22 protein-coding genes are annotated in these 25,911 nt (G+C 66.2%); 16 read left to right on the top strand and 6 right to left on the bottom strand.

Annotated features, from left to right (window positions below):
* The first annotated feature begins 33 nt into the window (after positions 1-33).
* Positions 34-846 carry a trans-aconitate 2-methyltransferase gene (locus LJ754_RS09245; RefSeq protein WP_227926327.1) on the top strand — a complete coding sequence of 271 codons (813 nt, stop codon included), beginning with the start codon at positions 34-36 and terminating at the stop codon, positions 844-846.
* A 6-nt stretch (positions 847-852) separates the two neighbouring features.
* Here LJ754_RS09245 and LJ754_RS09240 read toward each other — a convergent pair whose 3' ends face one another.
* A complete protein-coding gene (locus LJ754_RS09240; protein ID WP_227926326.1) occupies positions 853-1,491 on the bottom strand; it encodes an MBL fold metallo-hydrolase in 639 nt (212 codons plus the stop codon).
* Positions 1,492-1,576: 85 nt separating this feature from the next.
* Between LJ754_RS09240 and LJ754_RS09235 the strand changes: the two genes are divergently transcribed.
* From LJ754_RS09235 to secG, 15 genes are all read left to right on the top strand, one after another.
* Positions 1,577-3,310 (top strand): ABC transporter ATP-binding protein, encoded by a 1,734-nt coding sequence (locus tag LJ754_RS09235; RefSeq protein WP_227926325.1) that lies wholly within the window; start codon positions 1,577-1,579, stop codon positions 3,308-3,310.
* Between the two features lie 8 nt (positions 3,311-3,318).
* Positions 3,319-5,265 carry an ABC transporter ATP-binding protein gene (locus LJ754_RS09230; RefSeq protein WP_227926593.1) on the top strand — a complete coding sequence of 649 codons (1,947 nt, stop codon included), beginning with the start codon at positions 3,319-3,321 and terminating at the stop codon, positions 5,263-5,265.
* 9 nt (positions 5,266-5,274) lie between these two features.
* Positions 5,275-5,685 carry a GntR family transcriptional regulator gene (locus tag LJ754_RS09225; protein ID WP_227911316.1) on the top strand — a complete coding sequence of 137 codons (411 nt, stop codon included), beginning with the start codon at positions 5,275-5,277 and terminating at the stop codon, positions 5,683-5,685.
* A gap of 80 nt (positions 5,686-5,765) precedes the next feature.
* A complete protein-coding gene (uvrA, locus tag LJ754_RS09220; RefSeq protein ID WP_227926324.1) occupies positions 5,766-8,669 on the top strand; it encodes an excinuclease ABC subunit UvrA in 2,904 nt (967 codons plus the stop codon).
* 105 nt (positions 8,670-8,774) lie between these two features.
* Positions 8,775-9,473: an HAD hydrolase-like protein gene (locus LJ754_RS09215; protein ID WP_227926323.1), complete on the top strand. Its 699-nt coding sequence runs from the start codon at positions 8,775-8,777 to the stop codon at positions 9,471-9,473.
* Positions 9,460-10,128 carry a lysophospholipid acyltransferase family protein gene (locus LJ754_RS09210; protein WP_227911319.1) on the top strand — a complete coding sequence of 223 codons (669 nt, stop codon included), beginning with the start codon at positions 9,460-9,462 and terminating at the stop codon, positions 10,126-10,128. Before LJ754_RS09215 ends, LJ754_RS09210 begins: the two co-directional genes overlap by 14 nt.
* A gap of 95 nt (positions 10,129-10,223) precedes the next feature.
* The gene (uvrC, locus tag LJ754_RS09205; RefSeq protein ID WP_227911320.1) at positions 10,224-12,236 is read left to right on the top strand and encodes an excinuclease ABC subunit UvrC; all 2,013 of its coding nucleotides are present in this window, start codon (positions 10,224-10,226) and stop codon (positions 12,234-12,236) included.
* Positions 12,237-12,355: 119 nt separating this feature from the next.
* A complete protein-coding gene (gene rapZ / locus LJ754_RS09200; RefSeq protein WP_227926322.1) occupies positions 12,356-13,255 on the top strand; it encodes an RNase adapter RapZ in 900 nt (299 codons plus the stop codon).
* Entirely contained in the window at positions 13,255-14,277 is a 1,023-nt protein-coding gene (locus tag LJ754_RS09195) for a gluconeogenesis factor YvcK family protein (RefSeq protein ID WP_227911322.1), read from the top strand. Before rapZ ends, LJ754_RS09195 begins: the two co-directional genes overlap by 1 nt.
* Before the next feature lie 10 nt (positions 14,278-14,287).
* A complete protein-coding gene (gene whiA / locus LJ754_RS09190; RefSeq protein WP_227911323.1) occupies positions 14,288-15,268 on the top strand; it encodes a DNA-binding protein WhiA in 981 nt (326 codons plus the stop codon).
* A gap of 148 nt (positions 15,269-15,416) precedes the next feature.
* Positions 15,417-16,043: a superoxide dismutase gene (locus LJ754_RS09185; protein ID WP_227911324.1), complete on the top strand. Its 627-nt coding sequence runs from the start codon at positions 15,417-15,419 to the stop codon at positions 16,041-16,043.
* Between the two features lie 241 nt (positions 16,044-16,284).
* Entirely contained in the window at positions 16,285-17,289 is a 1,005-nt protein-coding gene (gene gap, locus LJ754_RS09180) for a type I glyceraldehyde-3-phosphate dehydrogenase (RefSeq protein WP_227926321.1), read from the top strand.
* Between the two features lie 24 nt (positions 17,290-17,313).
* Entirely contained in the window at positions 17,314-18,540 is a 1,227-nt protein-coding gene (locus LJ754_RS09175) for a phosphoglycerate kinase (RefSeq protein ID WP_227911326.1), read from the top strand.
* A gap of 92 nt (positions 18,541-18,632) precedes the next feature.
* Positions 18,633-19,448 (top strand): triose-phosphate isomerase, encoded by an 816-nt coding sequence (gene tpiA, locus LJ754_RS09170; RefSeq protein WP_227926320.1) that lies wholly within the window; start codon positions 18,633-18,635, stop codon positions 19,446-19,448.
* A 61-nt stretch (positions 19,449-19,509) separates the two neighbouring features.
* The gene (gene secG, locus LJ754_RS09165; RefSeq protein ID WP_227911328.1) at positions 19,510-19,761 is read left to right on the top strand and encodes a preprotein translocase subunit SecG; all 252 of its coding nucleotides are present in this window, start codon (positions 19,510-19,512) and stop codon (positions 19,759-19,761) included.
* A gap of 83 nt (positions 19,762-19,844) precedes the next feature.
* Here secG and pgl read toward each other — a convergent pair whose 3' ends face one another.
* The 5 genes from pgl to tal are packed head-to-tail and all read right to left on the bottom strand — an operon-like array spanning position 19,845 to position 25,901.
* Positions 19,845-20,678, bottom strand: a complete 834-nt coding sequence (gene pgl, locus LJ754_RS09160) for a 6-phosphogluconolactonase (protein WP_227926319.1) — start codon at positions 20,676-20,678, stop codon at positions 19,845-19,847.
* Positions 20,675-21,610 carry a glucose-6-phosphate dehydrogenase assembly protein OpcA gene (locus LJ754_RS09155; protein WP_227911330.1) on the bottom strand — a complete coding sequence of 312 codons (936 nt, stop codon included), beginning with the start codon at positions 21,608-21,610 and terminating at the stop codon, positions 20,675-20,677. The genes pgl and LJ754_RS09155 overlap by 4 nt, the downstream gene beginning before the upstream one ends.
* Complete coding sequence (gene zwf / locus LJ754_RS09150) at positions 21,607-23,151, bottom strand: glucose-6-phosphate dehydrogenase (protein WP_227911331.1); 1,545 nt, start codon at positions 23,149-23,151, stop codon at positions 21,607-21,609. The genes LJ754_RS09155 and zwf overlap by 4 nt, the downstream gene beginning before the upstream one ends.
* Positions 23,152-24,780, bottom strand: coding sequence for a glucose-6-phosphate isomerase (locus tag LJ754_RS09145; protein ID WP_227911332.1), 1,629 nt, complete (start codon positions 24,778-24,780; stop codon positions 23,152-23,154). It abuts the gene before it with no gap.
* Positions 24,781-24,785: 5 nt separating this feature from the next.
* The gene (tal, locus tag LJ754_RS09140) at positions 24,786-25,901 is read right to left on the bottom strand and encodes a transaldolase (protein WP_227926318.1); all 1,116 of its coding nucleotides are present in this window, start codon (positions 25,899-25,901) and stop codon (positions 24,786-24,788) included.
* Positions 25,902-25,911: the final 10 nt, after the last annotated feature.

Below are 25,911 nucleotides of genomic sequence, written 5' to 3'. Positions count from 1 at the left end.
TTTACGGTCTCAGCAGCGGCTAGGCTCGGCGGCATGAAATGGGATCCGGACAAGTACACACAGTTCTCCTCGCACCGGGACCGGCCATTCTTCGACCTCACCGCCCGGATAGCGGCATCCTCACCCCGGCGGGTGGTGGATTTGGGCTGCGGCACCGGCGCCCTGACCGCGGCGATCGCTGCCCGTTGGCCCGGGGCGCAGGTCACGGGCGTGGATTCCTCCCGCGACATGATCGAAGCCGCCCGGGGGCTGGAGGACGTGCCGCCGAACCTGGACTTCGTGCACGGCCGGATCGAGGACTGGGAGCCGGCCCCCGGCACCGGCGTCGTTGTGTCCAACGCCGCCCTGCAGTGGGTGCCGGGACACCAGGACCTGCTGCAGCGCTGGGCAATGGCGCTCGACGACGGCGCCTGGCTGGCCGTGCAGGTACCGGGCAACTTTAATGCACCCTCCCATGTGCTGCTGCGGGAACTGGCGGCGAGCGCCGAGTGGGCCGGCAAGCTGCAGGGGGTGCTGCGCCACAGTGATGCCGTGGATGAACCGGAGGATTACCTGGCATTGCTGACCGAGGCCGGCTTTGCGGCCGATGTATGGGAAACCACCTACCAGCAGGTCCTGTACGGAACGGACCCGGTATTGGACTGGGTGCGCGGGACCGCGCTGCGGCCGGTCATCAATGCCCTGTCCGAAGCGGACTTTTTCCAGTTCGAGGCGGAGTACGCCGAATTGCTGGAAGAGGCCTATCCGTCGGAAGGGTGGGGAACGGTGTTCCCGTTCCGCCGGCTGTTTATGGTCGGGCGGAAGCAGGGCCAGGCCTCGGGCGGAAGCTTTCCGCGCGGCCGGTAGCCGGTTTTACCAGCCGCGTTCCTTCCATTCCTGCAGGTGCGGGCGCTCCGCACCCAGGGTGGTGGCCGCCCCGTGCCCGGGGTGCACCACGGTGTCATCTGGCAAGTATTCGAACACACGTTCGAATACGTCGCGGTACAGGGACGCAAACCGCTCCGGATCCTTCTGGGTATTGCCCAGTCCGCCCGGAAACAGCGAATCCCCGGTGAAGAGGTGCGCAGGGCCGGACGGGTCCCGGTAGAGCAGTGCCACGGAGCCGGGTGTGTGTCCGCGCAGCTTGATCGCCTCGAGTTCGGCTCCGCCGAAGGGCACGGTATCGCCGTGTTCCAGCGGCAGCAGCGTGGGAACCTCGATGTCCGGAATGTCTTCCGTGCCGGCTGCGGTACGTGACCCCGTCTCCGCTACGGTCTCTGCCAGGGCCCGCACATGGTCCCAGTGGCTGTGTGTGGTGATGACCGTTCCAAGCCGCGCGGGGGCTTGGGCATCGGCAGCCCCCTCGCCCAGCAGGCGCCGGATCGCGGGGAAGTCATCCGCCGCGTCAATGAGCACCTGGGCACCGGACTCCTTGTCGGTGAGCAGGTACACGTTGTTGTCCATGGTGCCCACGGACACGCTGCGGATGGTGATGTTCTGCAGATCTTCCATCCGGCAAGTCTAGCCGGGCAGGGGCTTCCGAACCCGGCCCGTGGCGCTATTGTCTTACGCCCGCGAACGGGCGTAAGTTGCAAGGATGCTCCTGAGGCTGGTCCGGCAGAACCTCGCCCCCTATAGAGGCGCGGTCGCCGCCGTCGTTCTCCTGCAGCTGCTGCAGACCGCGGCCACGCTGTACCTTCCCACACTGAATGCAGACATCATTGACCGCGGCGTCGTCACCGGAGATACCGGGGTGATCCTCGACGTCGGCGGCTGGATGCTCGCGGTCACGGCCGGGCAGGTGGTGTGTTCGGTTGCCGCCACCTATCTGGCCTCCCGGGTGGCCATGAGCGCCGGGCGGAACATCCGGTCGCAGCTTTTCACCAACGTGGAGACGTTCTCTTCCCGCGAGGTGGGCCTGTTCGGTCCGCCGTCGCTGATTACCCGGACCACCAATGACGTGCAGCAGGTGCAGATGACCCTGCTGATGACGTTCACCATGATGGTTTCGGCCCCGATCATGGGGGTGGGCGGCGTGCTGCTGGCCCTGAACCAGGACATTCCGCTCTCCGGGATCCTGCTGCTGATCCTGCCGGCCCTGTTTGTGGTGATCGGATTGGTGCTGCGCCGCCTGGTGCCGCTGTTCCGGCGGGCGCAGAAGCAGATTGACAGGGTGAACTCCGTGCTGCGCGAGCAGATCATGGGCATTGCGGTGATCCGGGCGTTTATCCGCGAGCGTTCCGAGGAACAGCGGTTCGCCGACGCCAATGCCGACCTCACCGGCACCCAGCTGCGCGTCAGCCAGCTGCTGGCCCTGCTGTTTCCCGCGGCCATGCTGGTGGCGAACCTGGCCACTGTAGCCGTGATCTGGTTCGGCGCGTTCCGGATTGACGACGGGCAGATGCAGATCGGTGCGCTGACGGCCTTCATTGCCTACATCATGCAGATCCTGATGGCGGTCATGATGTCCATGTTCATGATCATGATGCTGCCCCGCGCTGCCGTCTGTGCGGAACGGATCTATGAGGTCCTGGATACCCGCACCAGCGTCAGCGACGCCCCGGGGGCTGGCACGCTGGCGTACGACGGCGGCCGGCTCACCTTCACCGACGTCGGCTACAGCTACCCGGGTGCCGAGGATCCCGTGCTGTTCAACATCAGCTTCGAGGCGCTGCCCGGACAGACCACGGCGATCATCGGGTCCACGGGTGCCGGGAAGACCACGCTGCTGAACCTGGTGCCCCGGCTGCTGGACGCCACCTCCGGGCGCATTACGGTGGACGGGCAGGACATAGCGGGAGTGACACTGTCATCGCTGCGTGCCGGAATAGGCCTGGTGCCGCAGCGCGCCTACCTCTTCAGCGGCACCATCGCCTCCAACCTCCGCTTCGGCAAACCCGAGGCCACCGACGAGGAGCTGTGGGCTGCACTGGAGACGGCGCAGGCCGACGGGTTTGTCCGTGCCGGGGAGGGCGGGCTGGAGCATCCCGTGGAGCAGGGCGGCGCGAACTTCTCCGGAGGCCAGCGCCAACGGCTGGCCATAGCCCGCGCCCTGGTGGTGCGCCCGTCCATCTACCTGTTCGATGACAGCTTCTCCGCGCTGGACTTCGCCACCGACGCACGGCTGCGGGCAGCACTGAAACCGCAGACCCGCAATGCCACCGTGATTGTGGTGGCCCAGCGCGTGAACACCATTACCGACGCAGCGCGGATCGTGGTCCTGGACGAAGGCCGGATTGTCGGACAGGGAACGCATGCCGAACTGATGGAATCCACGGCAACGTACCGGGAGATCGTTGCCTCGCAGCTCACCGCGGAGGAAGTAGCGTGAGCGGGCCCATGCGGGGACGCCCGGGCGCAGGAGCCGCCGCCAAGCCGGAGAACTTCGCCGGCAGTGTCCGGCGGCTGATGGGACTGATGGCCCCGGACCGGCTGCGGGTGGCTGCGGTGCTGCTTTCTGCCGTCGTCTCCGTGGCGCTCGCCGTCTCCGCGCCCCGGATCCTGGGCGAGGCCACCAACGTCATCTTCGACGGGTTCATCGGGCAGGGGCTTCCGGCGGGGACGAGCAAGGACGCACAGGTACAGGCGCTCCGGGATGCGGGGGAGGGGAAACTGGCCGACATGCTCGCCGCCATGGATGTGGTGCCCGGGCAGGGGCTGGACTTCGGCCGGCTGGGCGGGATCCTGCTGGGCGTGCTGGCCATCTATCTGGCCGCTTTCGTGTTCGGCTGGTTCCAGGCCCGGGTGACGGCGCGGATTGTGCAGAACGCCATGTACCGGCTGCGCCGCGACGTGGACGGGAAGCTGTTCCGCCTGCCCATGTCCCATTTCCAGCAGCAGTCACGCGGAGACGTACTGAGCCGGGTCACCAATGACATCGACAACCTGGCGCAGACCCTCTCCCAGAGCCTGACCCAGATCATCACCTCGGTGCTGACCATCATCGGCGTGCTGGCGATGATGATCTCCATCTCCCCGCTGCTGGCCCTGGTCGCCGTGATCACGGTGCCGGTTTCCGCACTGGTGACGGTGCTTATCGCGCGGCGCTCGCAGGCGGAGTTCAAGACCCAGTGGAAGTCCACCGGAGAGGTCAACGGCTACATCGAGGAAATGTTCACCGGGCAGGACGTGGTGAAGGCCTTCGGCCAGCAGAAGCGGGTGATTGAGGGCTTTGCCCCGGCGAACAACCGGCTGTTCCGCTCCGCGTTCCGGGCCCAGTTCGTATCCGGGATCATCATGCCGGCCATGATGTTCATTTCGAACCTGAACTACGTCGCCGTTGCCGTGGTGGGCGGACTGCAGGTGGCCAACGGCCAGCTGTCCATCGGAGGAGTGCAGGCCTTTGTCCAGTACAGCCGGCAGTTCAGCCAGCCGCTGGGGCAGCTGGGCGGGCTGATCAACATGCTGCAGTCCGGCGTCGCCTCCGCTGAACGGGTGTTCGCCCTGCTGGACGCCAAGGAGCAGGAACCGGATCCGGTGCAGCCGGAACACCTGCACAACGTGCGCGGCCGGGTGGCCTTCGAGGACGTCTCCTTCAGCTACAGCCCGGAGGCCCCGCTTATCCGGGACCTGTCGTTCACGGCGGAGCCGGGGCAGACCGTGGCCATTGTCGGTCCCACGGGAGCGGGAAAAACCACCTTGGTGAACCTGCTGATGCGTTTCTACGACGTCGACGCCGGGCGGATCACCGTCGACGGAACCGACATTGCCCGGCTGCGCCGCGAGGAGCTGCGCAGCACCATGGGCATGGTGCTCCAGGACGCGTGGCTCTTCGAGGGCACGGTACGGGAGAACCTCGCCTACGGCGCTCCGGACGCTACCGAGAAGGACATCAGGGCCGCGGCGGCAGCTACGCACGTTGACCACTTTGTCCGGTCCCTGCCGGAGGGGTATGACACAGTGCTCGGCTACGACGGCGGCACGCTCAGCCAGGGCCAGCGGCAGCTGCTGACCATCGCCCGGGCGTGGCTGTCGGACCCGTCCATCCTGATCCTGGACGAGGCCACCAGCTCCGTGGACACCCGCACCGAGATTTCCATCCGCCTGGCCATGAACGCCCTGCGGCAGGACCGGACCAGCTTCGTCATTGCGCACCGGCTGTCCACCATCCGCGACGCGGACGTGATCCTGGTGGTGCGGGACGGGCGGATCGTGGAGCAGGGCACGCATGACGCACTGCTGGCCGCGGAGGGGTTCTACTCCGAGCTGTACCGCTCCCAGTTTGCCGGGCAGGCGGACGCCCAGGAGCAGGGGCTTCCGGCACCTGCCGACCCTTCCGGGCACTAGCATGGCACCATGACTTCTGATCCCAGCCCACAGCGCACCTCTGCCGGCAGCGACGCCGGGGTGCTCAAGTGGATCCGCATTGATGCCGCCAGTTCGGTGCCGCCGTATGAACAGCTCCGCCTGCAGATCCTGGACGCGGCAAACGAGGGGCGCCTCGCCGTCGGGACCCGGCTGCCCCCGGTCCGCGCCCTGGCCGGCTACCTTGGCCTGGCCGTGAACACCGTGGCCCGCGCCTACCGGGAACTGGAACAGGCGCAGGTGGTCACCACCCGCTCCCGCGCCGGCACAGTGATCGCCGCCGGCAGTGATACCGGCCGGACCAGGGTGGCCGAGGCGGCGCGCACCTACGCTGATGCCGTCCGCGCCAACGGGGTGTCCCCTGACGAAGCCGTGTCCTTCCTGCGTGCAGCCCTGCAATAGGGCGGCCAGCGCTTCGCCTGCGGCGAAACACCGCACCTCGAATACGTTTTCGAATCAGCGTTTGAACTAGAGTGGAAAACGTGCCTAAATCGACTCTTACGACGGCGGACACCACGTTTGCGCCGCATACTGCCAATGACCTTTCCCGCCTGGTAGTGAAAGGTGCGCGCGAGCACAACCTCCAAAACGTTGACCTGGACCTGCCGCGGGACGCCATGATCGTCTTCACCGGCCTCTCCGGCTCGGGCAAGTCCTCGCTGGCGTTCGACACCATCTTCGCGGAGGGGCAGCGGCGCTACGTCGAGTCACTCTCCGCCTACGCGCGCATGTTCCTGGGCCAGGTGGACAAGCCTGACGTCGACTTCATCGAGGGCCTCTCGCCCGCGGTTTCCATCGACCAGAAGTCCACCAGCAAGAACCCGCGCTCCACGGTGGGCACCATCACCGAGATCCACGACTACATGCGCCTGCTCTGGGCCCGTGTGGGCCGGCCGTTCTGCCCCGTCTGCGGCGAACCCGTCAGCCGCCAGACCCCGCAGGCCATCGTGGACCAGCTCCTGGAACTGGAAGAGGGCACCCGCTACCAGGTCCTCGCGCCCGTGGTCCGCGGCCGCAAGGGCGAGTTCGTGGACCTGTTCAAGGAACTCGCCGCCAAGGGCTACTCCCGCGCCCGCGTGGACGGCAAGCAGATCCAGCTCTCCGACCCGCCCAAGCTGGGCAAGCAGATCAAGCACAACATCGAAGTGGTGGTGGACCGCCTCGTTGCCAAGGAAGGCATCCGGCAGCGGCTGACCGACTCCGTGGAAACCGCGCTCGGCCTGGCCGACGGCCGCGTGGTGGTGGACTTCGTGGACCGTCCCGAGGACAGCGAGGACCGTACCCGCACCTTCTCCGAAAACCTGGCCTGCCCCAACGAGCACCCGCTGGCCATCGACGAGATCGAGCCGCGCTCCTTCTCCTTCAACAACCCCTTCGGTGCATGCCCGGTCTGCACCGGCATCGGCTCGCGGCTGGAGGTGGACGAGGACCTGATCATCCCGGACCCGTCCAAGTCCCTGGCCGAAGGCGCCATCGCGCCCTGGTCCCTGGGCACCGCCACCACCGAGTACTGGAACCGGCTGCTCGACGGCTTGGCCAAGGACATGGGCTTCTCCATGGACACGCCGTGGAAGAAGCTGCCGGCCACGGTCCGCGAGGCCGTGCTCAACGGCAAGGACCATAAGGTGGTGGTCCAGTACCGGAACCGCTTCGGCCGTGAACGCAAGTACAGCACCGGCTTCGAAGGCGTCATCCAGTACATCCACCGCAAGCACCAGGAAACCGAATCCGACCATGCCCGCGACCGGTACGAAGAGTACATGCGCGAAATCGCCTGCCCCGAGTGCGGCGGCGCGCGCCTAAACCCGGCGTCCCTGTCGGTGCTGATCAACGGCCGCAACATTGCCGAGATCAGCGCCCTGCCGCTGCGCGAGGCCGCCGACTTCCTCGGAACGCTCACGCTCACCGGCCGTGAAGCACAGATTGCCAGCAACGTACTGAAGGAAATCCAGGCCCGCCTGACCTTCCTGCTCGACGTCGGGCTGGAATACCTGAGCCTGAACCGGCCGGCAGCAACCCTGTCCGGCGGCGAAGCCCAGCGCATCCGCCTGGCCACGCAGATCGGCTCCGGCCTCGTGGGCGTGCTGTACGTGCTGGATGAACCGTCCATCGGCCTGCACCAGAAGGACAACCGGCGGTTGATCGAAACCCTGAGCCGCCTGCGCAGCCTGGGCAACACCCTGATCGTGGTGGAACACGACGAAGACACCATCCAGGAAGCGGACTGGATTGTCGACGTCGGCCCGGGGGCAGGGGAGCGCGGCGGCGAGATTGTGCATTCCGGCTCGCTGGCGGACCTGCTCACGAACGAGCGTTCCATTACCGGCGCCTACCTCTCCGGCCGGAAGAAGATCGAGATCCCGGCCAAGCGGCGCAAGGTGGACAAGACCCGCCAGCTGAAGATTGTCGGGGCGCGGGAAAACAACCTGCAGAACCTGAACGTGGACATTCCCCTGGGCGTGTTCACCGCAGTGACCGGTGTCAGCGGTTCGGGCAAGTCCACCCTGATCAACGACATCCTGTACAAGACCATGGCCAACAAGCTCAATGGCGCCAAGCATGTGGCCGGCCGGCACACCCGGGTGGAGGGCCTGGAGCAGCTGGACAAGGTTATCCATGTGGACCAGAGCCCCATCGGCCGCACGCCGCGCTCCAACCCGGCCACCTACACCGGCGTCTGGGACCACATCCGCAAGCTCTTCGCCGAGACCAACGAGGCGAAGGTGCGCGGCTACCTTCCGGGCCGGTTCTCCTTCAACGTGAAGGGCGGGCGCTGCGAGGCCTGCCACGGCGACGGCACCCTGAAGATCGAAATGAACTTCCTGCCGGACGTTTACGTACCCTGCGAGGTATGCCACGGCGCCCGGTTCAACCGGGAGACCATGGAGGTCCACTACAAGGGCAAGAACATTGCCGAGGTCCTGGACATGCCTATCGAGGAAGCCGCGGAGTTCTTCGCCGCCTTCGGGCCTATTTCCCGGCACCTGAACACCCTGGTGGACGTGGGCCTGGGCTATGTCCGGCTGGGCCAGCCGGCCACCACGCTGTCCGGCGGCGAGGCGCAGCGTGTGAAGCTGGCCAGCGAGCTGCAGAAGCGTTCCAACGGCCGCAGCATCTACGTGCTGGACGAGCCCACTACGGGCCTGCACTTCGAAGACGTCCGGAAGCTCCTGGAAGTGCTGCAGGGCTTGGTGGACAAGGGCAACACGGTGGTGACCATCGAGCACAACCTCGACGTGATCAAGAGTGCCGACTGGATCATCGATATGGGTCCCGACGGCGGCACCGGCGGCGGCAAGGTGGTCGCCTCGGGCACCCCGGAGAAGGTGGCCAAGGTCGAAGGCAGCCACACCGCCACGTTCCTGGCGGCGATCCTCAACCCGTAAGGCACACCGGCTGCACGCCGGCGCAGGAATATGTCGCGGTCCGACATATTCCTGCGCCGGTATACCTTTTCGCGTTAGCCCGCTTTGGTATGCCAAACTTGGGCCGTGACTTCTCCCCGGCTCTTGGTTCTTTTTGATTTGGATGGAACGCTGGTTGACCCGGCGGGCGCCATCACCGGCGGCATCAGTGCCGCACTTGCCGCCTGCGGCCTGCCGGTGCCTTCAGGGGCGGACCTGCAGCGCATGGTCGGTCCTGCTCTGGTGACCTCACTGCGGGACATTGCCGGGGTTCCCGCCGACCTGCTGGACGAGGTCATCGGACGCTACCGCGCCGGCTACCGGGAGTCCGGAATGGCACAGAGCCGTCCGTACCCCGGCATCCGAGCAGCTGTCGAACGCCTCCGGGAGAACCACACGGTTGCCGTAGCCACCCAGAAGCCCGAGCCGCTGGCCGCGGAACTCCTCGGCGTCCAGCAGCTTGCGGACCTGTTTGCGTCCGTGCACGGCTCACCTGCCGATGAGCAGGCCGCCGCCGCCCTGGACGGCAAGCGCAGCATCATCCGCGCCGCCCTGGACCGGCACAAGGGTTCCTATGACCGCGCCGTGATGATCGGCGACCGAAGGCACGACGTCGAGGGCGCCTCCGCCAACGGCCTGGACTGCATTGGCGTCTCCTGGGGATTCGCAGCGGCAGGAGAGCTGGAAGAAGCAGGTGCAGCCGCCGTCGTTGCCACCGCTGATGACCTGGTGGATACGGTGCTGCGGTACGCACGGAACGGATCGGCACTCCATGGCGCTGTATAACCTCACCAGGACAGGTATCCGCGCATTCGTGGGCGGGCTGTGCCGGCCAACCATCACCGGCCTGGAGAACGTTCCCGCCACTGGGCCCTTTATCGTCGCCTGCAATCACTTGTCCTTCCTGGACAGCGTGCTGGTGCAGGCGCTGCTGCCGCGGCGCGTCGGATTCTTCGCCAAGGCCGAATACTTCACCGGCACCGGGCTGAAGGGCTACGCCATGAAGAGCTTCTTCGAGGGTGTCGGTTCCATCCCGGTTCAGCGGGACCAGCAGGCTGCCAGCGTTGCGGCGCTGAAGACGCTGCTGGACATCCTCGAGGAGGGCGGGGGTGTGGGGATCTATCCCGAAGGCACCCGTTCCCGCGACGGACTGCTGTACCGCGGCCGCACCGGCGTGGGCTGGCTGGCACTGACCTCCGGCGCCCCGGTGGTGCCCGTGGGCCTGATCGGCACGGAAAACCTGCAGCCAGCGGGCAAGAAAACCGTCAAGCCCGGGCACTTCACCCTCAAGGTGGGACCGCCCCTGTACTTCCAAAAGACGGGGCCGGACCACGCCCTGCCCGCCCGGCGCCAGGCCACGGACCGCGTCATGGACGCCATCGCCGAGCTGAGCGGCCAGGAACGCTCCGAGAGTTATAACCGGAACCGCCCCGAGGGGTAAGGCGGGGTCACGCACCAGGGCGCCCGGGGTTCAGCGCCGGGCGAAACCGCACGGCGTCGTCCGGCCGCACCCGCGGGCGAACGTAGGATGGAAAAGTGGCAGATCCAGCAACTTACCGGCCGAAAACAGGGGAGATCCCCACCGCCCCGGGCGTCTACCGTTTCCGGGATGAACACGGCCGAGTCATTTACGTGGGCAAGGCCAAGAACCTCCGCTCCCGCCTGAACTCCTATTTCGCCAATCCGCGCGGGCTGATGCCCAAAACGCGTGCCATGGTGCATACCGCGGCCAGCGTGGAGTGGACGGTGGTGGGCACCGAGCTCGAAGCGCTGCAGCTCGAGTACACCTGGATCAAGGAATTCAATCCCCGGTTCAACATCATGTTCCGGGACGACAAGTCCTACCCCTACCTGGCCGTCACCATGGGAGAGAAGTACCCGCGGGCGCAGGTCATGCGGGGGGACCGGCGCAAGGACACCCGCTACTTCGGCCCGTTCTATCCGGCCAAGGCCATCCGCGAAACCCTCGACACGCTGTTGCGCGTCTTCCCGGTCCGCACCTGCAGCAGCGGAGTGTTCAAGCGGGCCGAGCGCACCGGCCGGCCGTGCCTGCTGGGCTACATCGACAAGTGCTCCGCACCCTGCGTGGGACGGATCAGCCCCGAGGACCACCGCCAGCTGGCCGCTGAACTGTGCGACTTCATGGCGGGGGAGGGCAAACGCTTCATCTCCGGCCTGGAAAAGGAGATGCAGGCAGCCGTCGCCGAACTGGACTATGAATCCGCCGCCCGGCTCCGCGATGACATCTCCGCCCTGCGGAAGGTCTTCGAGCGCAACAACGTAGTCCTGAGCGAAGACACCGACGCGGACATCTTCGCCCTGGAAGAAGACGAGCTGGAAGCCTCGGCCCAGGTTTTCCACGTCCGCGGCGGACGCATCCGCGGCCAGCGCGGCTGGGTTGTGGAAAAGGTGGAGGACAACGACACCGCGGACCTGGTGGAACACCTGATCCAGCAGGTCTACGGCTCGGCAAACTCTACGGACCGGATCCCGCGCCAGGTGCTGGTTCCCGTGCTGCCGCCCAACGCCGAAGAACTTGCCGAATGGCTGTACGGGCTGCGCGGAGCCCGCGTAGACATCCGGGTGCCCATGCGCGGCGACAAAAAAGCGCTGATGGAAACCGTGGCCCGGAACGCATCGGATGCACTGCGCCTGCACAAAAGCCGCAGGGCCGGGGACATTACCACCCGTTCGGCTGCCCTGCAGGAACTGCAGGAGGCCCTGGACCTGGCCTCCCCGCCGCTGCGCATCGAGTGCTACGACATCTCCCACGTTTCCGGCACCAACGTGGTGGCCTCCATGGTGGTGGCTGAAGACGGCCTGCCGAAGAAATCGGACTACCGCAAGTTCTCCATCACCGGCGACGCTGCCCGGGACGACACGGCGTCCATGTATGACGTTATTTCGCGCCGCTTCCGCAACTACCTGGCCGAGAATGCGGACCCTGCCGCCGATCCCGACGCCCCGACGGACCTGCCCGACGAGCGCGCCGGCGGCCCCGACGCCGACGTCCGGCCCCTGACCGACACGCTGACCCCGGCGCCAAAGGCCAAGTTCGCCTACCCGCCGAACCTGGTGGTGGTGGACGGCGGGCAGCCCCAGGTTGCCGCGGCCTCCAAGGCCCTGGACGATCTGGGCATCACGGACGTGCAGGTGGTGGGGCTCGCCAAGCGCCTGGAGGAAGTATGGGTGCCGGACAGCGACTTCCCGGTGATCCTGCCGCGTGCTTCCGAAGCCCTGTTCCTGCTGCAGCGCATCCGCGACGAGGCGCACCGCTTTGCCATCACCTTCCACCGGCAGAAGCGCGGCAAATCCATGACCGCTTCGTTGCTGGACGAAGTACCCGGACTCGGCCCGGCCAAACGCCAGGCACTGCTCAAGCAGTTCGGTTCCGTGAAGAAACTGCGTGCGGCCACGGAGGAGGAACTGCGCCAGGTTCCCGGCATCGGTCCCGCCATGGCCGCTAACCTGCGCAGCCGGTTGGCCGATAAAGATATGGCGGGGGCTCCGGCGGTCAATATGACCACCGGCGAAATCCTGGAAACTTAGTTAGTCTTGGAAAACCGGCGTGTCGTCACTACGGCGTGTCGGAGGATGCCGCATACGGTTTCCGCTGCACCAGCGCCGGCGCAACCGGGCAACAGGGTAAACAGGATGGGATCACAGCAATGACGCAAGAGGACGGCTTGACCATAGTCAAGCCTGAGGAATCGGAACTGCTCGTGGTCACGGGCATGTCCGGTGCCGGACGGAGCACGGCCGCCAATGCGTTGGAAGACCACGGCTGGTACGTGGTGGAGAACCTGCCGCCGCTCATGCTGGGTACCCTCACCGAACTCGTTTCCCGGATGCCGCAGTCCATTCCCAAGCTCGCCGTCGTCATCGACGTCCGGAGCAAGGAACTGTTCCAGGACATCCGCGAAGCGCTGCGCAACCTGCGCACCGCCGGGGTAACCTACCGCCTGCTGTTCCTGGACGCCGACGACGCCACCCTGGTCCGCCGGTTTGAGCAGGGCCGCCGTCCGCACCCGCTGCAGGGGGACGGCAGTATCCTGGACGGCATCGCCGCCGAACGCGAGGTAGTGCAGGAACTGCGCGATTCCTCCGACGTCGTGGTGGACACCTCCAAGCTGAACGTCCATGCCCTGGCCACCACGGTGACCGAGCTTTTCACCGAGTCCGGCCCCATTGTGCTGCGCCTGAACATCATGAGCTTCGGCTTCAAATACGGGCTCCCCGTTGACGCCAACTACGTGGCCGATGTCCGCTTCATTCCCAACCCGCACTGGGTCCCGCAGCTGCGCCCGCACACCGGGCTGGACGACGACGTCCGGGACTACGTGCTGCAGGCCAAGGGCACCGCTGAATTCCTGGACCGCTACGTCGAGGCGCTGGAGCCCGTGATTGACGGCTACCGCCGAGAGAACAAGCACTACGCAACCATCGCCGTGGGCTGCACGGGCGGTAAGCACCGTTCCGTGGCGGTCACCGAGGAACTGGCCAAGCGCCTTGCCCAGCTGCCCCGGGTCACGGTCAGCTCGCACCACCGGGATCTGGGGCGCGAATAATGTCCTTTCTCACCGGCCCGCTGCCCCTGATTCCGGAGGGCAAGGCCGGCCGGGGGAGCGGTGGCGGTCCCGGATCGGTAGTCGCGCTGGGAGGCGGCCACGGCCTTTCCGCTTCGCTTTCCGCACTGCGCCTGCTGACCACCGACCTCACCGCCGTCGTGACGGTGGCCGACGACGGCGGTTCCTCCGGCCGGCTGCGCCGCGAGCTCGGCGTCCTCCCGCCCGGCGACCTGCGCATGGCGCTGGCTGCGCTCTGCGATGACACCGACTGGGGCCGGACCTGGCGCGACGTGATGCAGCACCGTTTCCGCTCCCAGCCCGGGGTGGACGGCTCCCTGGACGACCATGCGCTGGGCAACCTGCTGATCGTCACGCTCTGGGAGCTGCTGGGGGATCCGGTGGCCGGACTGCAGTGGGCCGGAGCGCTGCTCGGTGCCCGCGGACAGGTCCTGCCGATGTCCACTATGCCGCTGACCATTGAGGGCGACGTGATCCGCCGCACGCCGGACGGGGACCGGGTGGAAACCGTCAGCGGCCAGGCCCGGCTGGCAGCTGCAGGGGCCCGCACCAATGTGACGGACGTACGGCTGCTGCCCACCGACGCGCCGGCCTGTCCGGCTGCCCTGGACGCCATTGAGGGCGCCGACTGGGTGATTCTGGGGCCGGGGTCCTGGTACACCTCGGTCCTGCCTCACCTGATGCTGCCGCAGATGCGCGACGCACTGTGCGCCACGGCAGCCAAGCGGTGCCTGACCATGAATCTCAGCAACGAAACCACTGAAACTGCAGGCATGAGCGCGGTGGACCACCTCGCCGTAATCCGGCGCTACGCACCGGAGTTCAAAGTGGACGCGGTGCTGGCGGATCCGTCGGTGGTGGGTGACCGCGCGGCCTTCGAGGACGCTGTCGCCCAAATGGGCGGCCGAGCCGTCTTCGGTAAGGTGGGGGCAGCGACGGGGCGTCCGATCCATGATCCGCTCCGCCTCGCAACCGCCTTCCACGATATTTTTGGGGAGAACTAGGAGTGTATTTGTGGCGTTGACCGCAGCTGTAAAAGAGGAACTGTCACGGCTGGACGTGAAGAAGTCCTCGGTCCGAAAGGCCGAAGTGTCGGCAATGCTGCGTTTTGCCGGCGGGCTGCACATTATTTCCGGGCGCATCGTCATTGAGGCCGAGGTGGACCTCGCGTCCACGGCCCGCCGGCTCCGCTCGGCCATTGCCGAGGTCTACGGGCACGCCAGCGACATCATTGTGGTGTCCGGCGGGGGACTGCGCCGCGGGAACCGCTATGTGGTGCGTGTGGTCCGCGACGGGGAGTCCCTGGCGCGGCAGACCGGCCTGCTGGATGCCCGGGGACGGCCCGTCCGCGGCCTGCCCTCCGTGGTGGTCAACGGTTCTGCCGCCGACGCCGAGGCTGTCTGGCGCGGAGCGTTCCTCGCCCACGGTTCGCTCACCGAGCCCGGACGCTCGTCCTCCCTGGAGGTCACCTGCCCCGGGCCCGAGGCGGCCCTGGCCCTGGTGGGCTCCGCACGCCGGATCGGCATCGCCGCCAAGGCGCGCGAGGTGCGCGGCGTTGACCGGGTAGTGATCCGCGACGGCGACACCATTGCCGCCCTGCTGACCCGGATGGGCGCCCACGACGCGCTGATGGTCTGGGAAGAGCGCCGCATGCGCAAGGAAGTGCGGGCGACCGCCAACCGCCTGGCGAATTTCGACGACGCGAACCTCCGCCGTTCCGCGCAGGCCGCCGTTGCTGCCGGCGCACGCGTGGAACGAGCCCTGGAGATCCTCGGCGAGGACGTGCCCGAGCACCTGCGCTACGCGGGTGAATTGCGCGTTGCGCATAAGCAGGCCAGCCTGGACGAGCTCGGGCACCTGGCCGACCCGCCCATGACCAAGGACGCCATTGCGGGGAGAATCCGCCGTTTGCTGGCCATGGCGGACAAACGTGCGGCGGAATTGGGCATTCCGGGTACCGAATCCAGTGTCACTCCGGAAATGTTGGACGAATAGCGCCGTCCCGGCCCGGCAGCCCAATGTTGGCTGGATGGCGTAATTGCATAGGATGGACTAAGTCTGCTGCCTTTTGGGGCGGCACGAAGAATTTCCGGATGGGAATTCCGTCCGGATCTTTGATCCGACACTTCAACGGAGGATTTTCGTGAACGAATACACACTGCCGGAACTGCCGTACGACTACGCAGCCCTGGAACCGCACATTTCCGCACGCATCATGGAGCTGCACCACGACAAGCACCATGCCACGTACGTAGCCGGCGCGAACACTGCCCTTGCCCAGATGGCCGAAGCACGCGACAAGGGCGAGTTCGGTACCATCGGCAAGCTCTCCAAGGACCTGGCCTTCCACCTGGGCGGCCACACCAACCACAGCATTTTCTGGAACAACATGTCCCCGGACGGCGGCGACAAGCCCGAAGGCGAGCTGGCGGCAGCCATTGACGAGTTCTTCGGCTCCTTCGACGGCTTCCGCGGCCAGTTCACTGCCGTGGCCAACTCCATCCAGGGCTCCGGCTGGTCCATCCTGGCCTACGAACCGCTGGGCAAGAACCTCGTTATCGAGCAGCTCTACGATCAGCAGGGCAACGTTCCCGTCGGAACCATCCCGCTGCTGATGCTGGATATGTGGGAGCACTCCTACTACCTCGACTACGCCAACGTGAAGGGCGACTACGTCAAGGCATGGTGGAACATCGTCAACTGGGCCGACGTCGCCGCACGTTTCGACGCCGCCCGCACCGGTGCGAAGTCGCTGATCGTTCCCGCCTAGTCGCCGCCTGTGCCGCACAATTGTGCGGGTGCCCCGGTCCCTACGGGGACTGTGACGCGTAAGATAAATCCGTAGGTCCCCGTCCAGCCGGCAACGCCGGCAGGACGGGGCCACGGCCCCGTTCCGCCGGCACTGCCGGAAAGCTTTCCCCAGCGGAACGTGTCAGGCCGCAGTCAGTCCGGTGGCTTCATACCCGAGGTCACACAGTTCTCAATTGACCCCCTATCAAGGAGACAGAAAAGTGACTACTCGTGTTGGAATCAACGGATTCGGACGTATCGGCCGCAACTACTTCCGAGCCGCCCTGGAGCAGAACGCAGACCTCGACATTGTCGCCGTCAACGACCTGACCAGCCCCGAAACCCTCGCCCACCTCCTGAAGTACGACTCCGTGACCGGCCGGCTGGGCGCTGACCTCGAAGTGCGTGAAGGCAACATTGTGGTGGGAGGCAAGACCATCAAGGTCCTTGCCGAACGCGATCCCTCCAACCTTCCCTGGAAAGACCTCGGCGTAGACATCGTCATCGAGTCCACCGGGTTCTTCACCAAGGCCGAAGACGCCAAGAAGCACCTTGATGCGGGTGCGAAAAAGGTCCTGATCTCCGCTCCGGGCAAAGGCTCGGACATCACCATCGTGATGGGCGTCAACGACGGCGACTACAACCCCGCCAGCCACAACATCATTTCCAATGCCTCCTGCACCACGAACTGCCTCGGCCCGCTGGCCAAGGTCCTGCACGAAGCCTTCGGCATCGAGCGCGGCCTGATGACCACCGTGCACGCCTACACTGCAGACCAGAACCTGCAGGACGGCCCGCACCGGGACCTGCGCCGGGCACGTGCCGCAGCCCTGAACATTGTTCCCACCTCCACCGGAGCAGCCAAGGCTATCGGCCTGGTCCTGCCGGAACTGGACGGCAAGCTGGACGGCTTCGCCCTGCGTGTTCCGGTCCCCACCGGTTCGGTCACCGACCTCACGGTCACCGTGGGCCGGGAAGCCTCCGTGGATGAAATCAACGATGTCTACAAGACGGCAGCCAGCGGTCCGCTGGCCGGGATCCTGCGCTACACCGACGAGCCGATTGTGTCCTCCGACATCGTCACCGACCCGGCCTCCTGCATCTTCGACTCTGGCCTGACCCGCGTAATGGGCAACGAAGTAAAGGTTGTTGGCTGGTACGACAACGAGTGGGGCTACTCCAACCGACTGGTGGACCTCACCACGCTCGTTGCCTCCAAGCTTTAACCAACCGAGTACGCAAAGGTAGACATGACTGTCAAAACTCTCTCCGACCTGATCAGCGACGGCGTCGAGGACAGGTACGTGCTCGTCCGATCGGATCTGAATGTTCCGCTGGACGACGGCCGGGTCACCGACGACGGCCGCATCCGTGCCTCCATCCCCACTCTCCAGGTTCTGGTGGAGCACGGTGCCAAGGTCATTGTGATGGCCCACCTCGGCCGTCCCAAGGGGCAGCCGGACGAGAAGTACTCGCTGCGTCCCGCCGTCGACCGCCTCGACGAGCTCGCACCGTTTTCGGTGGAGTTCGCCGAGGACGTGGTCGGCGGCAGCGCAAGCGGGCTGGCCGGTTCGCTGGCTTCAGGTTCCGTGCTGGTGCTGCAGAACATCCGGTTCGACCCGCGTGAGACCTCCAAGGACGACGCCGAGCGGCAGGCACTTGCCCGTGACCTGGCGGCGCTGACCGGCGGCAACGGAGCGTACGTGGATGATGCCTTCGGTGCAGTGCACCGCAAGCACGCCAGCGTCTACGACATCGCCGAAGTCCTGCCGGCCTACGAGGGCGACCTGGTCCATACCGAGGTCCAGGTGCTCAAGCGCCTCACCGAAAACCCGGAAAAGCCCTACGTGGTGGTGCTGGGCGGTTCGAAGGTTTCGGACAAGCTGGCAGTGATCGAAAACCTGATGGACCGCGCCGACTACCTGCTGGTGGGAGGTGGAATGGTGTTCACGTTCCTGGCCGCACAGGGATACAACGTGGGCGCCTCCCTGCTTGAGGCAGACCAGATCGAAAATGTGAAGGGCTACCTCAGCCGGGCAAAGGAAGTGGGCTGCGAGTTCGTCCTGCCCACCGACATTGTGGTGGCGGACAAGTTCGCTGCCGATGCCGACGTCCAGACCGTTCCTGCGGACGCGATGGAGAGCAGCCGCTTCGGTGCCGCCGGCATCGGCCTGGACATCGGTCCGGATTCCGCGGACGCGTTTGCCGAACATATCGGCAAGGGCCGGACCATCTTCTGGAACGGCCCCATGGGCGTGTTCGAGTTCGAGGCCTTCGCCAATGGCACCCGCGCCGTAGCACAGGCGCTGAAGGACTCCTCGGGCTTCAGCGTGGTCGGCGGCGGCGATTCGGCGGCGGCAGTGCGCAAGCTCGGGTTCTCGGAAGCCGACTTCGGGCACATCTCCACCGGCGGCGGCGCCAGCCTCGAATATCTGGAAGGCAAGGCCCTGCCGGGCCTCACCGTCCTGGACCAGTAGTTTCCCGGTGCGGGTCCGCGGCCCTCAACAGCTGCGGACCCGCATCTGCATGTCCTGTCCCAAGAACCATTAAGCAAGAAACCGGAGCAACCATGACAACCTCCACGAACGGCAAGTTCGACCGCACACCCCTGATCGCCGGCAACTGGAAGATGAACATGGACCACGTCCAGGGCATCACCCTGCTGCAGAAGCTGGCCTGGACCCTCAGCGACGCCCGCCACGACTACGGCCGCGTGGAGGTGGTCGTGTTCCCTCCGTTCACCGACCTGCGCAGCACGCAGACCCTGGTGGCCGGCGACAAGCTGAAGGTGGAATACGGAGCCCAGGATCTTTCCCCGAAGGATTCGGGCGCCTACACGGGCGACATCTCCGGACAGTTCCTCTCCAAGCTCGGCTGCAGCTACGTCCTGGTGGGCCACAGCGAACGCCGTGCAGTGCACGGCGAAACCGACGAGCTGCTGAATGAAAAGCTGAAGGCTGCCTACCGCAACAACCTTGTACCCGTCCTCTGCGTGGGGGAGGGCCTTGAGGTCCGCCAGGCCGGAGACCACGTGATGCACACCCTGGAGCAGGTCCGCGCCGACCTCGCCGGACTGGACGCCGAGCAGGTCTCCACCCTGGTCATCGCGTACGAACCCATCTGGGCCATCGGCACCGGCGAAGTAGCCGGACCGGATGATGCACAGGAAATGTGCGTCGCCATCCGCGCCGAAATCGCCGATCTGTACGACGACGCGACAGCCGCCAAGACCCGCCTGCTTTACGGCGGCTCGGTCAAGGCCGCAAACGCTGCAAGCATTCTGGGCGAACGCGACGTGGACGGCGTGCTGGTGGGCGGTGCCAGTTTGGATGTAGGCGAATTTGCTAATATTGTCAGGTTCGAACAACATCTGGTGACTGACTGAACTGCAGCTGAAGGACGCCGCAGCGGCGTCCCCAATCCATGAGTCACCCGAAAGGCCGTAAGTGGAAATTCTGAAGATCATCCTGCTGGTGCTTCTTGCCATCACGAGCCTGCTGCTGACGCTGCTTATCCTGCTGCACAAAGGCCGCGGCGGCGGTATGTCGGACATGTTCGGCGGCGGCATGACCAGCAGCCTCGGCTCCTCCGGTGTTGCCGAAAAGAACCTCAACCGTTTCACCGTGGCCCTGGCCCTGTCCTGGGGCCTGGTTATCGTGGCTCTGGGACTGCTCCAGCGCTTCTCGGGCGAAGCCTAGGCACGCACCCCGGGCACGGGAAGACATAAAGAAGGCCCCCGGATTATCCGGGGGCCTTCTTTGCTGCATGCCGTTACCGGCCGCTAGTCTTCGTCGTCATCCTCGCCGGCGTGCTCCTGATCGGAGTCCAGCAGGCGCCGCGAAAGCTGGGCAGCGGCGGCCTGGTCGATCAGCCACCGCGTTTTGTTCCGTCCCCGGGCACCGGCGGCCGGAACCTGGATCTCCCCGGCGCCGGCCAGGGCAAGGCCCACGGCGCCGGCCTTGTCATCACCGGCAACCCCCAGCCACACTTCGGAGGCCGTGTTGATGGCCTCCAACGTCAGTGAGATCCGCTCCGGCGGCGGCTTGGGCGCGTCCCGTACCGCCACCGTGGTCTGCCCAACGGTCCGCACTCCCGGCGTCTCCGGAAAAAGTGAGGCGATGTGGGCGTCCGGGCCCACCCCCAGCAGCAGCACGTCGAAGCGCGGCAGGCGCGGATCAACGGACTCAAAGCCGGGCGCCAGGTCTTCTTCCTCCGCTGCCAGGGCCAGCCGCCGGGCATAATCCGCGGCGGCGTCCTCCACGGTGTCAACCTCGCCGGCGGTGGCGACGGCGTGGATGCGCTCCGCCGGGACACCCATCGGCTCCAGCACCGCGTGCCGCGCCTGGAAGGAATTCAGCTCCGGGTCATCCGCGGGCAGGAAGCGTTCGTCTCCCCACCAGAAGTTCACCCGGGTCCAGTCCACGGCCGTGCGCGCAGGGTTGGCAGCTACGGCTTCCAGCGTCGCAATGCCCACGGTGCCTCCGGTGAGGACCACTGTGGCTTCCCCGCGCCGGCTCTGCACATCCACCAGTTTGGTAAGCAGGCGGGCGGCCGTCGCCGATACAAGGGCGGACGGATCCGGGTGGATGCTGACGCCGTTGGGGGAGTGCTTCACGCCGTCGCCCCTTCCTGGACCAGGCACGCGGCCAGGCCCTCAGTAAGTACTTCTCCGAAAACCTCATCCGGGTCCAGCCGGCGCAGTTCCTCGGCCAGGCAGTCCCGCAGGGTCCGGCGCGGCAGGGAAATCTGCTGTTCCGGCTGGCCCGGCTGGGTCAGGTGCGCGGTGACCTGGTCCGGGCGTGCCAGTTCCACGTCTCCCTCGGGACGCTCGAACACCACACGGTGGATCCCGGTCCCGGCTTCGCCTTCGATGATCTGCACGGGAACTTTCAGCGCCTTCTTCAACCAGGCGGCCAGCAGGAAGGTGCTGGCCGAATCCGAGGCGCCCTCCACGACCACCCCCTGCACGGGCGATGATCCGGCGTTGTCCAGCACCGCAGCAAGCTGCACCCGCCAGTTGGTCAGGCGGGTCCAGCTCAGGTCCGTATCGCCGGCCGCATAGGTTTCGGCCAGGCGCAGCAGGGCCTTTTTGGGGTTGTCCTCCGTGGCTGCGTCAGTGATGCGCCGGTGTGCAATGCAGCCCAGCGGGGTCTGCGCCGGATCCTCGGGCACACCGTGCGGCCACCAGGCAACAATGGGGGCGTCGGGCAGCAGCAGCGCGGACACCAGGGATTCGCTCTCCCCGGCCAGCTCGCCGTGCCCGGACAGGACAATCACTTCGGAGGCACCGGCGTCGCCGCCCACCCGGATCTGAGCATCCAGCCGGGTCTCGTCGCCGGCGCTGCCCTCAGCCAGCACAATGATGCGGCAGGGGTGTTCGCGGCTGGCTTCGTTGGCCGCCGCGATGGCCTCTTCCACGAAGTCCGGCTGCGTGTCCACCACCAGGGTCAGGACACGGCCGAGGGTGACCACGCCGCCCCGCTCCCGCATGGCGACGATTTCCTTGGACACCTTGGAGGTGGTGGTGTTGGGCAGGTCTACAATCACGGCCTTCTCCAGGTCCTTCCGTCTCGGGCGAGCAGTTCGTTAGCGGATTCCGGGCCCCAGCTGCCCGGAGCGTATGGCTCCGGCTGGCCGTCCAGGGTAGCCCAGTATTCTTCGAAGGGGTCCACGATCTTCCAGGACAGCTCCACTTCCTGGTGCCGGGGGAAGAGCGGAGGCTCGCCCAGCAGCACGTCCAGGATCAGGCGTTCGTACGCCTCGGGGCTGGATTCCGTAAAGGAATGCCCGTATCCGAAGTCCATGGACACATCCCGGACCTCCATTTGGGTGCCCGGCACCTTCGAACCGAACCGGATTGTCGCCCCTTCGTCCGGCTGGACACGGATGACGACGGCGTTCTGGCCGAAATCGTCTTCACTGTGTTCACGGAAGAGCAGGTTGGGGGAGCGCTTGAAGACCACGGCGATCTCCGTGACCCGCCGGCCCAGCCGTTTGCCGGCCCGCAGGTAGAACGGCACTCCGGCCCAGCGGCGGGTGTTGATGTCCAGCCGGATGGCAGCGAACGTCTCCGTGGTGGAATCCGGGTTGAAGCCCTCTTCCTCCAGGAAGCCCGTCACCTTCTCGCCGCCCTGCCAGCCGCCGGTGTACTGGCCGCGGGCGGAGCTGTGCGAGAGGTCCTTCGGCAGCCGGACGGCGGCCAGGACCTTTTCCTTCTCGGTGCGCAGGTGGTCAGCATCAAAGGAGATGGGCTCCTCCATGGCGGTGAGGGCCAGCAGCTGCAGGAGGTGGTTCTGGATGACGTCGCGGGCTGCGCCCACACCGTCGTAATACCCCGCACGCCCGCCAATGCCGATGTCCTCGGCCATGGTGATCTGCACGTGGTCCACATGGTTCGCGTTCCAGATGGGCTCGAAGAGCTGGTTCGCGAAGCGCAGGGCCAGAATGTTCTGGACGGTTTCCTTGCCCAGGTAGTGGTCGATCCGGAACACCGAGTCTGCCGGGAACACCGATTCCACCACGTTGTTCAGTTCGCGGGCGGAAGCCAGGTCATGGCCAAACGGCTTCTCGATCACCACCCGCCGCCACTTGCCCTGGGAAGTTTTGGCCAGCCCGTGCCGGGAGAGCTGCTGGCAGACCTGTTCAAAGGACTTCGGCGGCACGGAGAGGTAGAAAGCGTGGTTGCCGCGGGTGCCGCGTTCGGCGTCGAGGTCCTCCAGGGTTTCCTTCAGTTTCCCGAAGGCCTCGTCGCTGTCGAAGCCGCCTTCAACGAACCTGATGCCCTCGGCGAGCTGCTTCCATACATTCTCGTTGAAATCGGTGCGCGAGTGCGCCTGCACGGATTCCTTCACCTGCGCGGCGAATTCCTCGTTGCTCCAGGGCCGGCGGCCGAAGCCAACCAGCGAGAAGCTGGGCGGCAGGAGCCCCCGGTTGGCCAGGTCGTAAACGGCCGGGATGAGCTTTTTCCGGGCCAGATCGCCGGTGACTCCGAAGATCACCAGGGAGGACGGCCCCGCGATGCGGCTCAGCCGCCGGTCGCGCGGATCCCGGAGGGGGTTGCCCGTCCCGGACTTTTCCTCTGCGGACATTTAGTTGCTACCACTTTCTGCAGCCAGGGACCGCACGACGTTCTCGATTTCACGGATGCCTTCATCGCGGTTCAGCAGGTGCAGCCGCAGCACGGGCCGGCCCTGGTCCGCCAGGACAGACGCGTCGCCGGCCGCCTGCGCGCTGATCAGTTCAGCGAAGCTGAAGGGCCGCTCGGGGATGGCCACGTCGCCGGCGGGACGGCCGGTGATCTGCAGGTACACACCCTGTGCCGGTCCGCCCTTGTGGAACTGGCCGGTGGAGTGCAGGAAGCGCGGGCCCCAGCCGAAGGTAACGGGACGGCCGGTAGCCGCCGCCAGGTCCGCGCGGATGCCCGCGAGGCCGGACTGCTTGGCGCGGTCCAGGTAGGCCTGGATGCTCAGGTAGCCGTCCGGGCCCAGCTGCCCCAGCAATGCCGTGAGGGCGCCGCGCAGGGTGGAGGCAGTGCCCAGCAGGTCGGCGGGGCCGCGGACCTCGACGGAACCGTCAATGAACGCCGGTTCGGTGGGCTCGGGGGTGGCATCAAGCAGGCCGCGGGCTGCCTTCTTGGCAGCCTCCACGTCCGGCTGGTCAAAGGGGTTGATGTTCAGGAGCCGTCCGGCCACGGCGGTGGCGAACTCCCACAGCATCATTTGTGCCCCCAGGCTGCCCGACACCACCACCTGGTCTCCTTCGGGCAGTTCCTCGGAATCCACCGGCACAATCCGGACGGTCAGCACGTCGGCGGCACCGGAGGTGATCTCCGGAGCACCGGGCTCGACGACGACCGGCAGCACACCTGTACCGAGCTTGCCTGTTGATTCGGCGATCAGCTGCTCGGCCCAGTCCGGGAAACCGGCCAGGCCGGAACCCTCGTCCACTATGACGATCTTGTTGCGCAACGGCTCGGTTCCGCCAAGGGCGGCACCGAGTTCCAGGCCGATGTTGTCCGGAGCATCGTCCCGCAGGATTTCGGCGGTCATTTCGGCGTCGTCGAGGAGGGTCTCAATGTCCGCGCCGGCCAGGCCCGACGGGACCAGCCCGAAGGCGGTGAGGGCGGAGTAGCGTCCGCCCACGTTGGGGTCGGCGTTGAAGACGGCACGGTACCCGGCTTCGCGGGCCGCGGCGTCCAGCGGCGATCCGGGGTCGGTGACCACTACGATCCGGGACTTCGCATCGATCCCGGCGTCGGTGAAGGCCTGTTCAAAGACTCGGCGCTGGGAATCGGTCTCCACGGTGGAACCGGACTTGGAGGACACCACAATCACGGTTTCGGCCAGCCGTTCACCCAACGCGGCCGCAACCACGTCGGGGTCGGTGGAGTCCAGGACGGTCAGGTCCACGCCCGCGGTGCGGGTGATGACCTCGGGCGCCAGGGAAGAGCCGCCCATGCCGGCCAGGACCACGCGGGTCACCGACTCGGCGGCAAGCTCTTCCCTCAGCGCCGCAATCTGTCCCAGGAGCGGCCGGGAACTCTCACCGGGGTTGAGCCAGCCGAGGCGGATGGAAGCCTCGGCTTCGGCGTCGGGGCCCCACAGGGTGGGATCCTGCGCCACCAGGCGGGAGGCGACTTCGTCGCCTACGAGTCCGGGAACCTTGGCGTCGACGGCCTCGCTTGCGGCGCCGGCTGCTTCAAAGGACAGTGTGGTCATCTCTTCTATGCCTCTTTCGCGGTATCCAGTGCGGTCTGAACGGTCTGCAGCAGTTCTCCCCAGCTGGCCACGAACTTGTCGAGGCCTTCGGTTTCCAGCTGCTCCACAACCTCGTTGTAGGAGATGCCCAAGCCGTCCAGGGAATCAAGCACGGCGTTCGACTCTTCGTAGGTGCCGGATACCGTGTTGCCGGTGACTTCGCCGTGGTCGGCAGTGGCTTCCAGCGTCTTCTCAGGCATGGTGTTCACCGTGTGCGGTGCCACGAGCCCCGTGACGTACAGGGTGTCCGGCAGGGCCGGGTCCTTGACACCGGTGGAGGCCCACAGCGGGCGCTGCGCGTTGGCGCCGGCAGCGGACAGGACCTGCCAGCGTTCGGAAACGAACTGCTCCTCGAACACCTGGTAGGCCAGGCGGGCGTTGGCCAGGCCGGCCTTGCCCTTCAGTGCCTTGGCTTCGTCGGTGCCAATGCCGTCCAGCCGCTTGTCGATCTCGGCGTCCACGCGGGAAACAAAGAAGGAGGCCACGGAGTGGATGGTGGAGAGGTCGTGGCCGTTTTCCTTGGCCTGCTCAATGCCCAGCATGTACGCGTTAATGACCTCGCGGTAGCGTTCCAGCGAGAAGATCAGCGTCACGTTGACGCTGATGCCGGCAGCCAGGGTCGCCGTGATCGCGGGCAGTCCCTCTTTGGTGGCGGGGATCTTGATCAGCACGTTGTAGCGGCCAACCTTGTCGAAGAGTTCCTTCGCCTCATTGATGGTGCCCTGCGTGTCGCGTGACAGGCGCGGATCAACCTCAATGGACACCCGGCCGTCAACGCCGTGCGTGGCCTCGGCTAGGGGGGCGAAGACATCGCAGGCCTGGATGACGTCGTCGGTGGTGATCTCGAAGACGGACTTGTCGACGTCGGCGCCGGAACGGGACAGCTGCTGCACCTGGGCGGCGTAGGACTCGCCGTTGGCCAGGGCGGCCGCGAAGATGCTCGGGTTGGTGGTTACGCCAACCACGTTCTTCTCGTCGATGAGCTTCTTGAGGGAGCCGGAGACAATCCGTTCGCGGGAAAGGTCGTCCAACCAGATGGAGACGCCGGCTTCGGAGAGCGCGGCGGTGGGAGTTGAAGTCATGGTGTTACTC

The organism is Arthrobacter sp. zg-Y40, from assembly GCF_020731535.1.
In the GTDB taxonomy this organism is placed as follows: domain Bacteria; phylum Actinomycetota; class Actinomycetes; order Actinomycetales; family Micrococcaceae; genus Arthrobacter_B.
The sequence above is the reverse complement of the archived record's forward strand: the minus strand, read 5'-3'. Positions and strand labels throughout refer to the sequence as shown.

Excerpts from the sequence above, each read along its gene's own strand:
- LJ754_RS09225 (WP_227911316.1), top strand. The coding sequence starts at position 5,275 with ATGACTTCTGATCCCAGCCCACAGCGCACCTCTGCCGGCAGCGACGCC.
- LJ754_RS09195 (WP_227911322.1), top strand. The coding sequence starts at position 13,255 with ATGTCCTTTCTCACCGGCCCGCTGCCCCTGATTCCGGAGGGCAAGGCC.
- LJ754_RS09230 (WP_227926593.1), top strand. The coding sequence starts at position 3,319 with ATGCGGGGACGCCCGGGCGCAGGAGCCGCCGCCAAGCCGGAGAACTTC.
- zwf (WP_227911331.1), bottom strand. The coding sequence starts at position 23,151 with ATGTCCGCAGAGGAAAAGTCCGGGACGGGCAACCCCCTCCGGGATCCG.
- tal (WP_227926318.1), bottom strand. The coding sequence starts at position 25,901 with ATGACTTCAACTCCCACCGCCGCGCTCTCCGAAGCCGGCGTCTCCATC.
- LJ754_RS09245 (WP_227926327.1), top strand. The coding sequence starts at position 34 with ATGAAATGGGATCCGGACAAGTACACACAGTTCTCCTCGCACCGGGAC.
- LJ754_RS09145 (WP_227911332.1), bottom strand. The coding sequence starts at position 24,780 with ATGACCACACTGTCCTTTGAAGCAGCCGGCGCCGCAAGCGAGGCCGTC.
- LJ754_RS09210 (WP_227911319.1), top strand. The coding sequence starts at position 9,460 with ATGGCGCTGTATAACCTCACCAGGACAGGTATCCGCGCATTCGTGGGC.
- LJ754_RS09235 (WP_227926325.1), top strand. The coding sequence starts at position 1,577 with ATGCTCCTGAGGCTGGTCCGGCAGAACCTCGCCCCCTATAGAGGCGCG.
- tpiA (WP_227926320.1), top strand. The coding sequence starts at position 18,633 with ATGACAACCTCCACGAACGGCAAGTTCGACCGCACACCCCTGATCGCC.
- LJ754_RS09240 (WP_227926326.1), bottom strand. The coding sequence starts at position 1,491 with ATGGAAGATCTGCAGAACATCACCATCCGCAGCGTGTCCGTGGGCACC.
- rapZ (WP_227926322.1), top strand. The coding sequence starts at position 12,356 with ATGACGCAAGAGGACGGCTTGACCATAGTCAAGCCTGAGGAATCGGAA.
- LJ754_RS09175 (WP_227911326.1), top strand. The coding sequence starts at position 17,314 with ATGACTGTCAAAACTCTCTCCGACCTGATCAGCGACGGCGTCGAGGAC.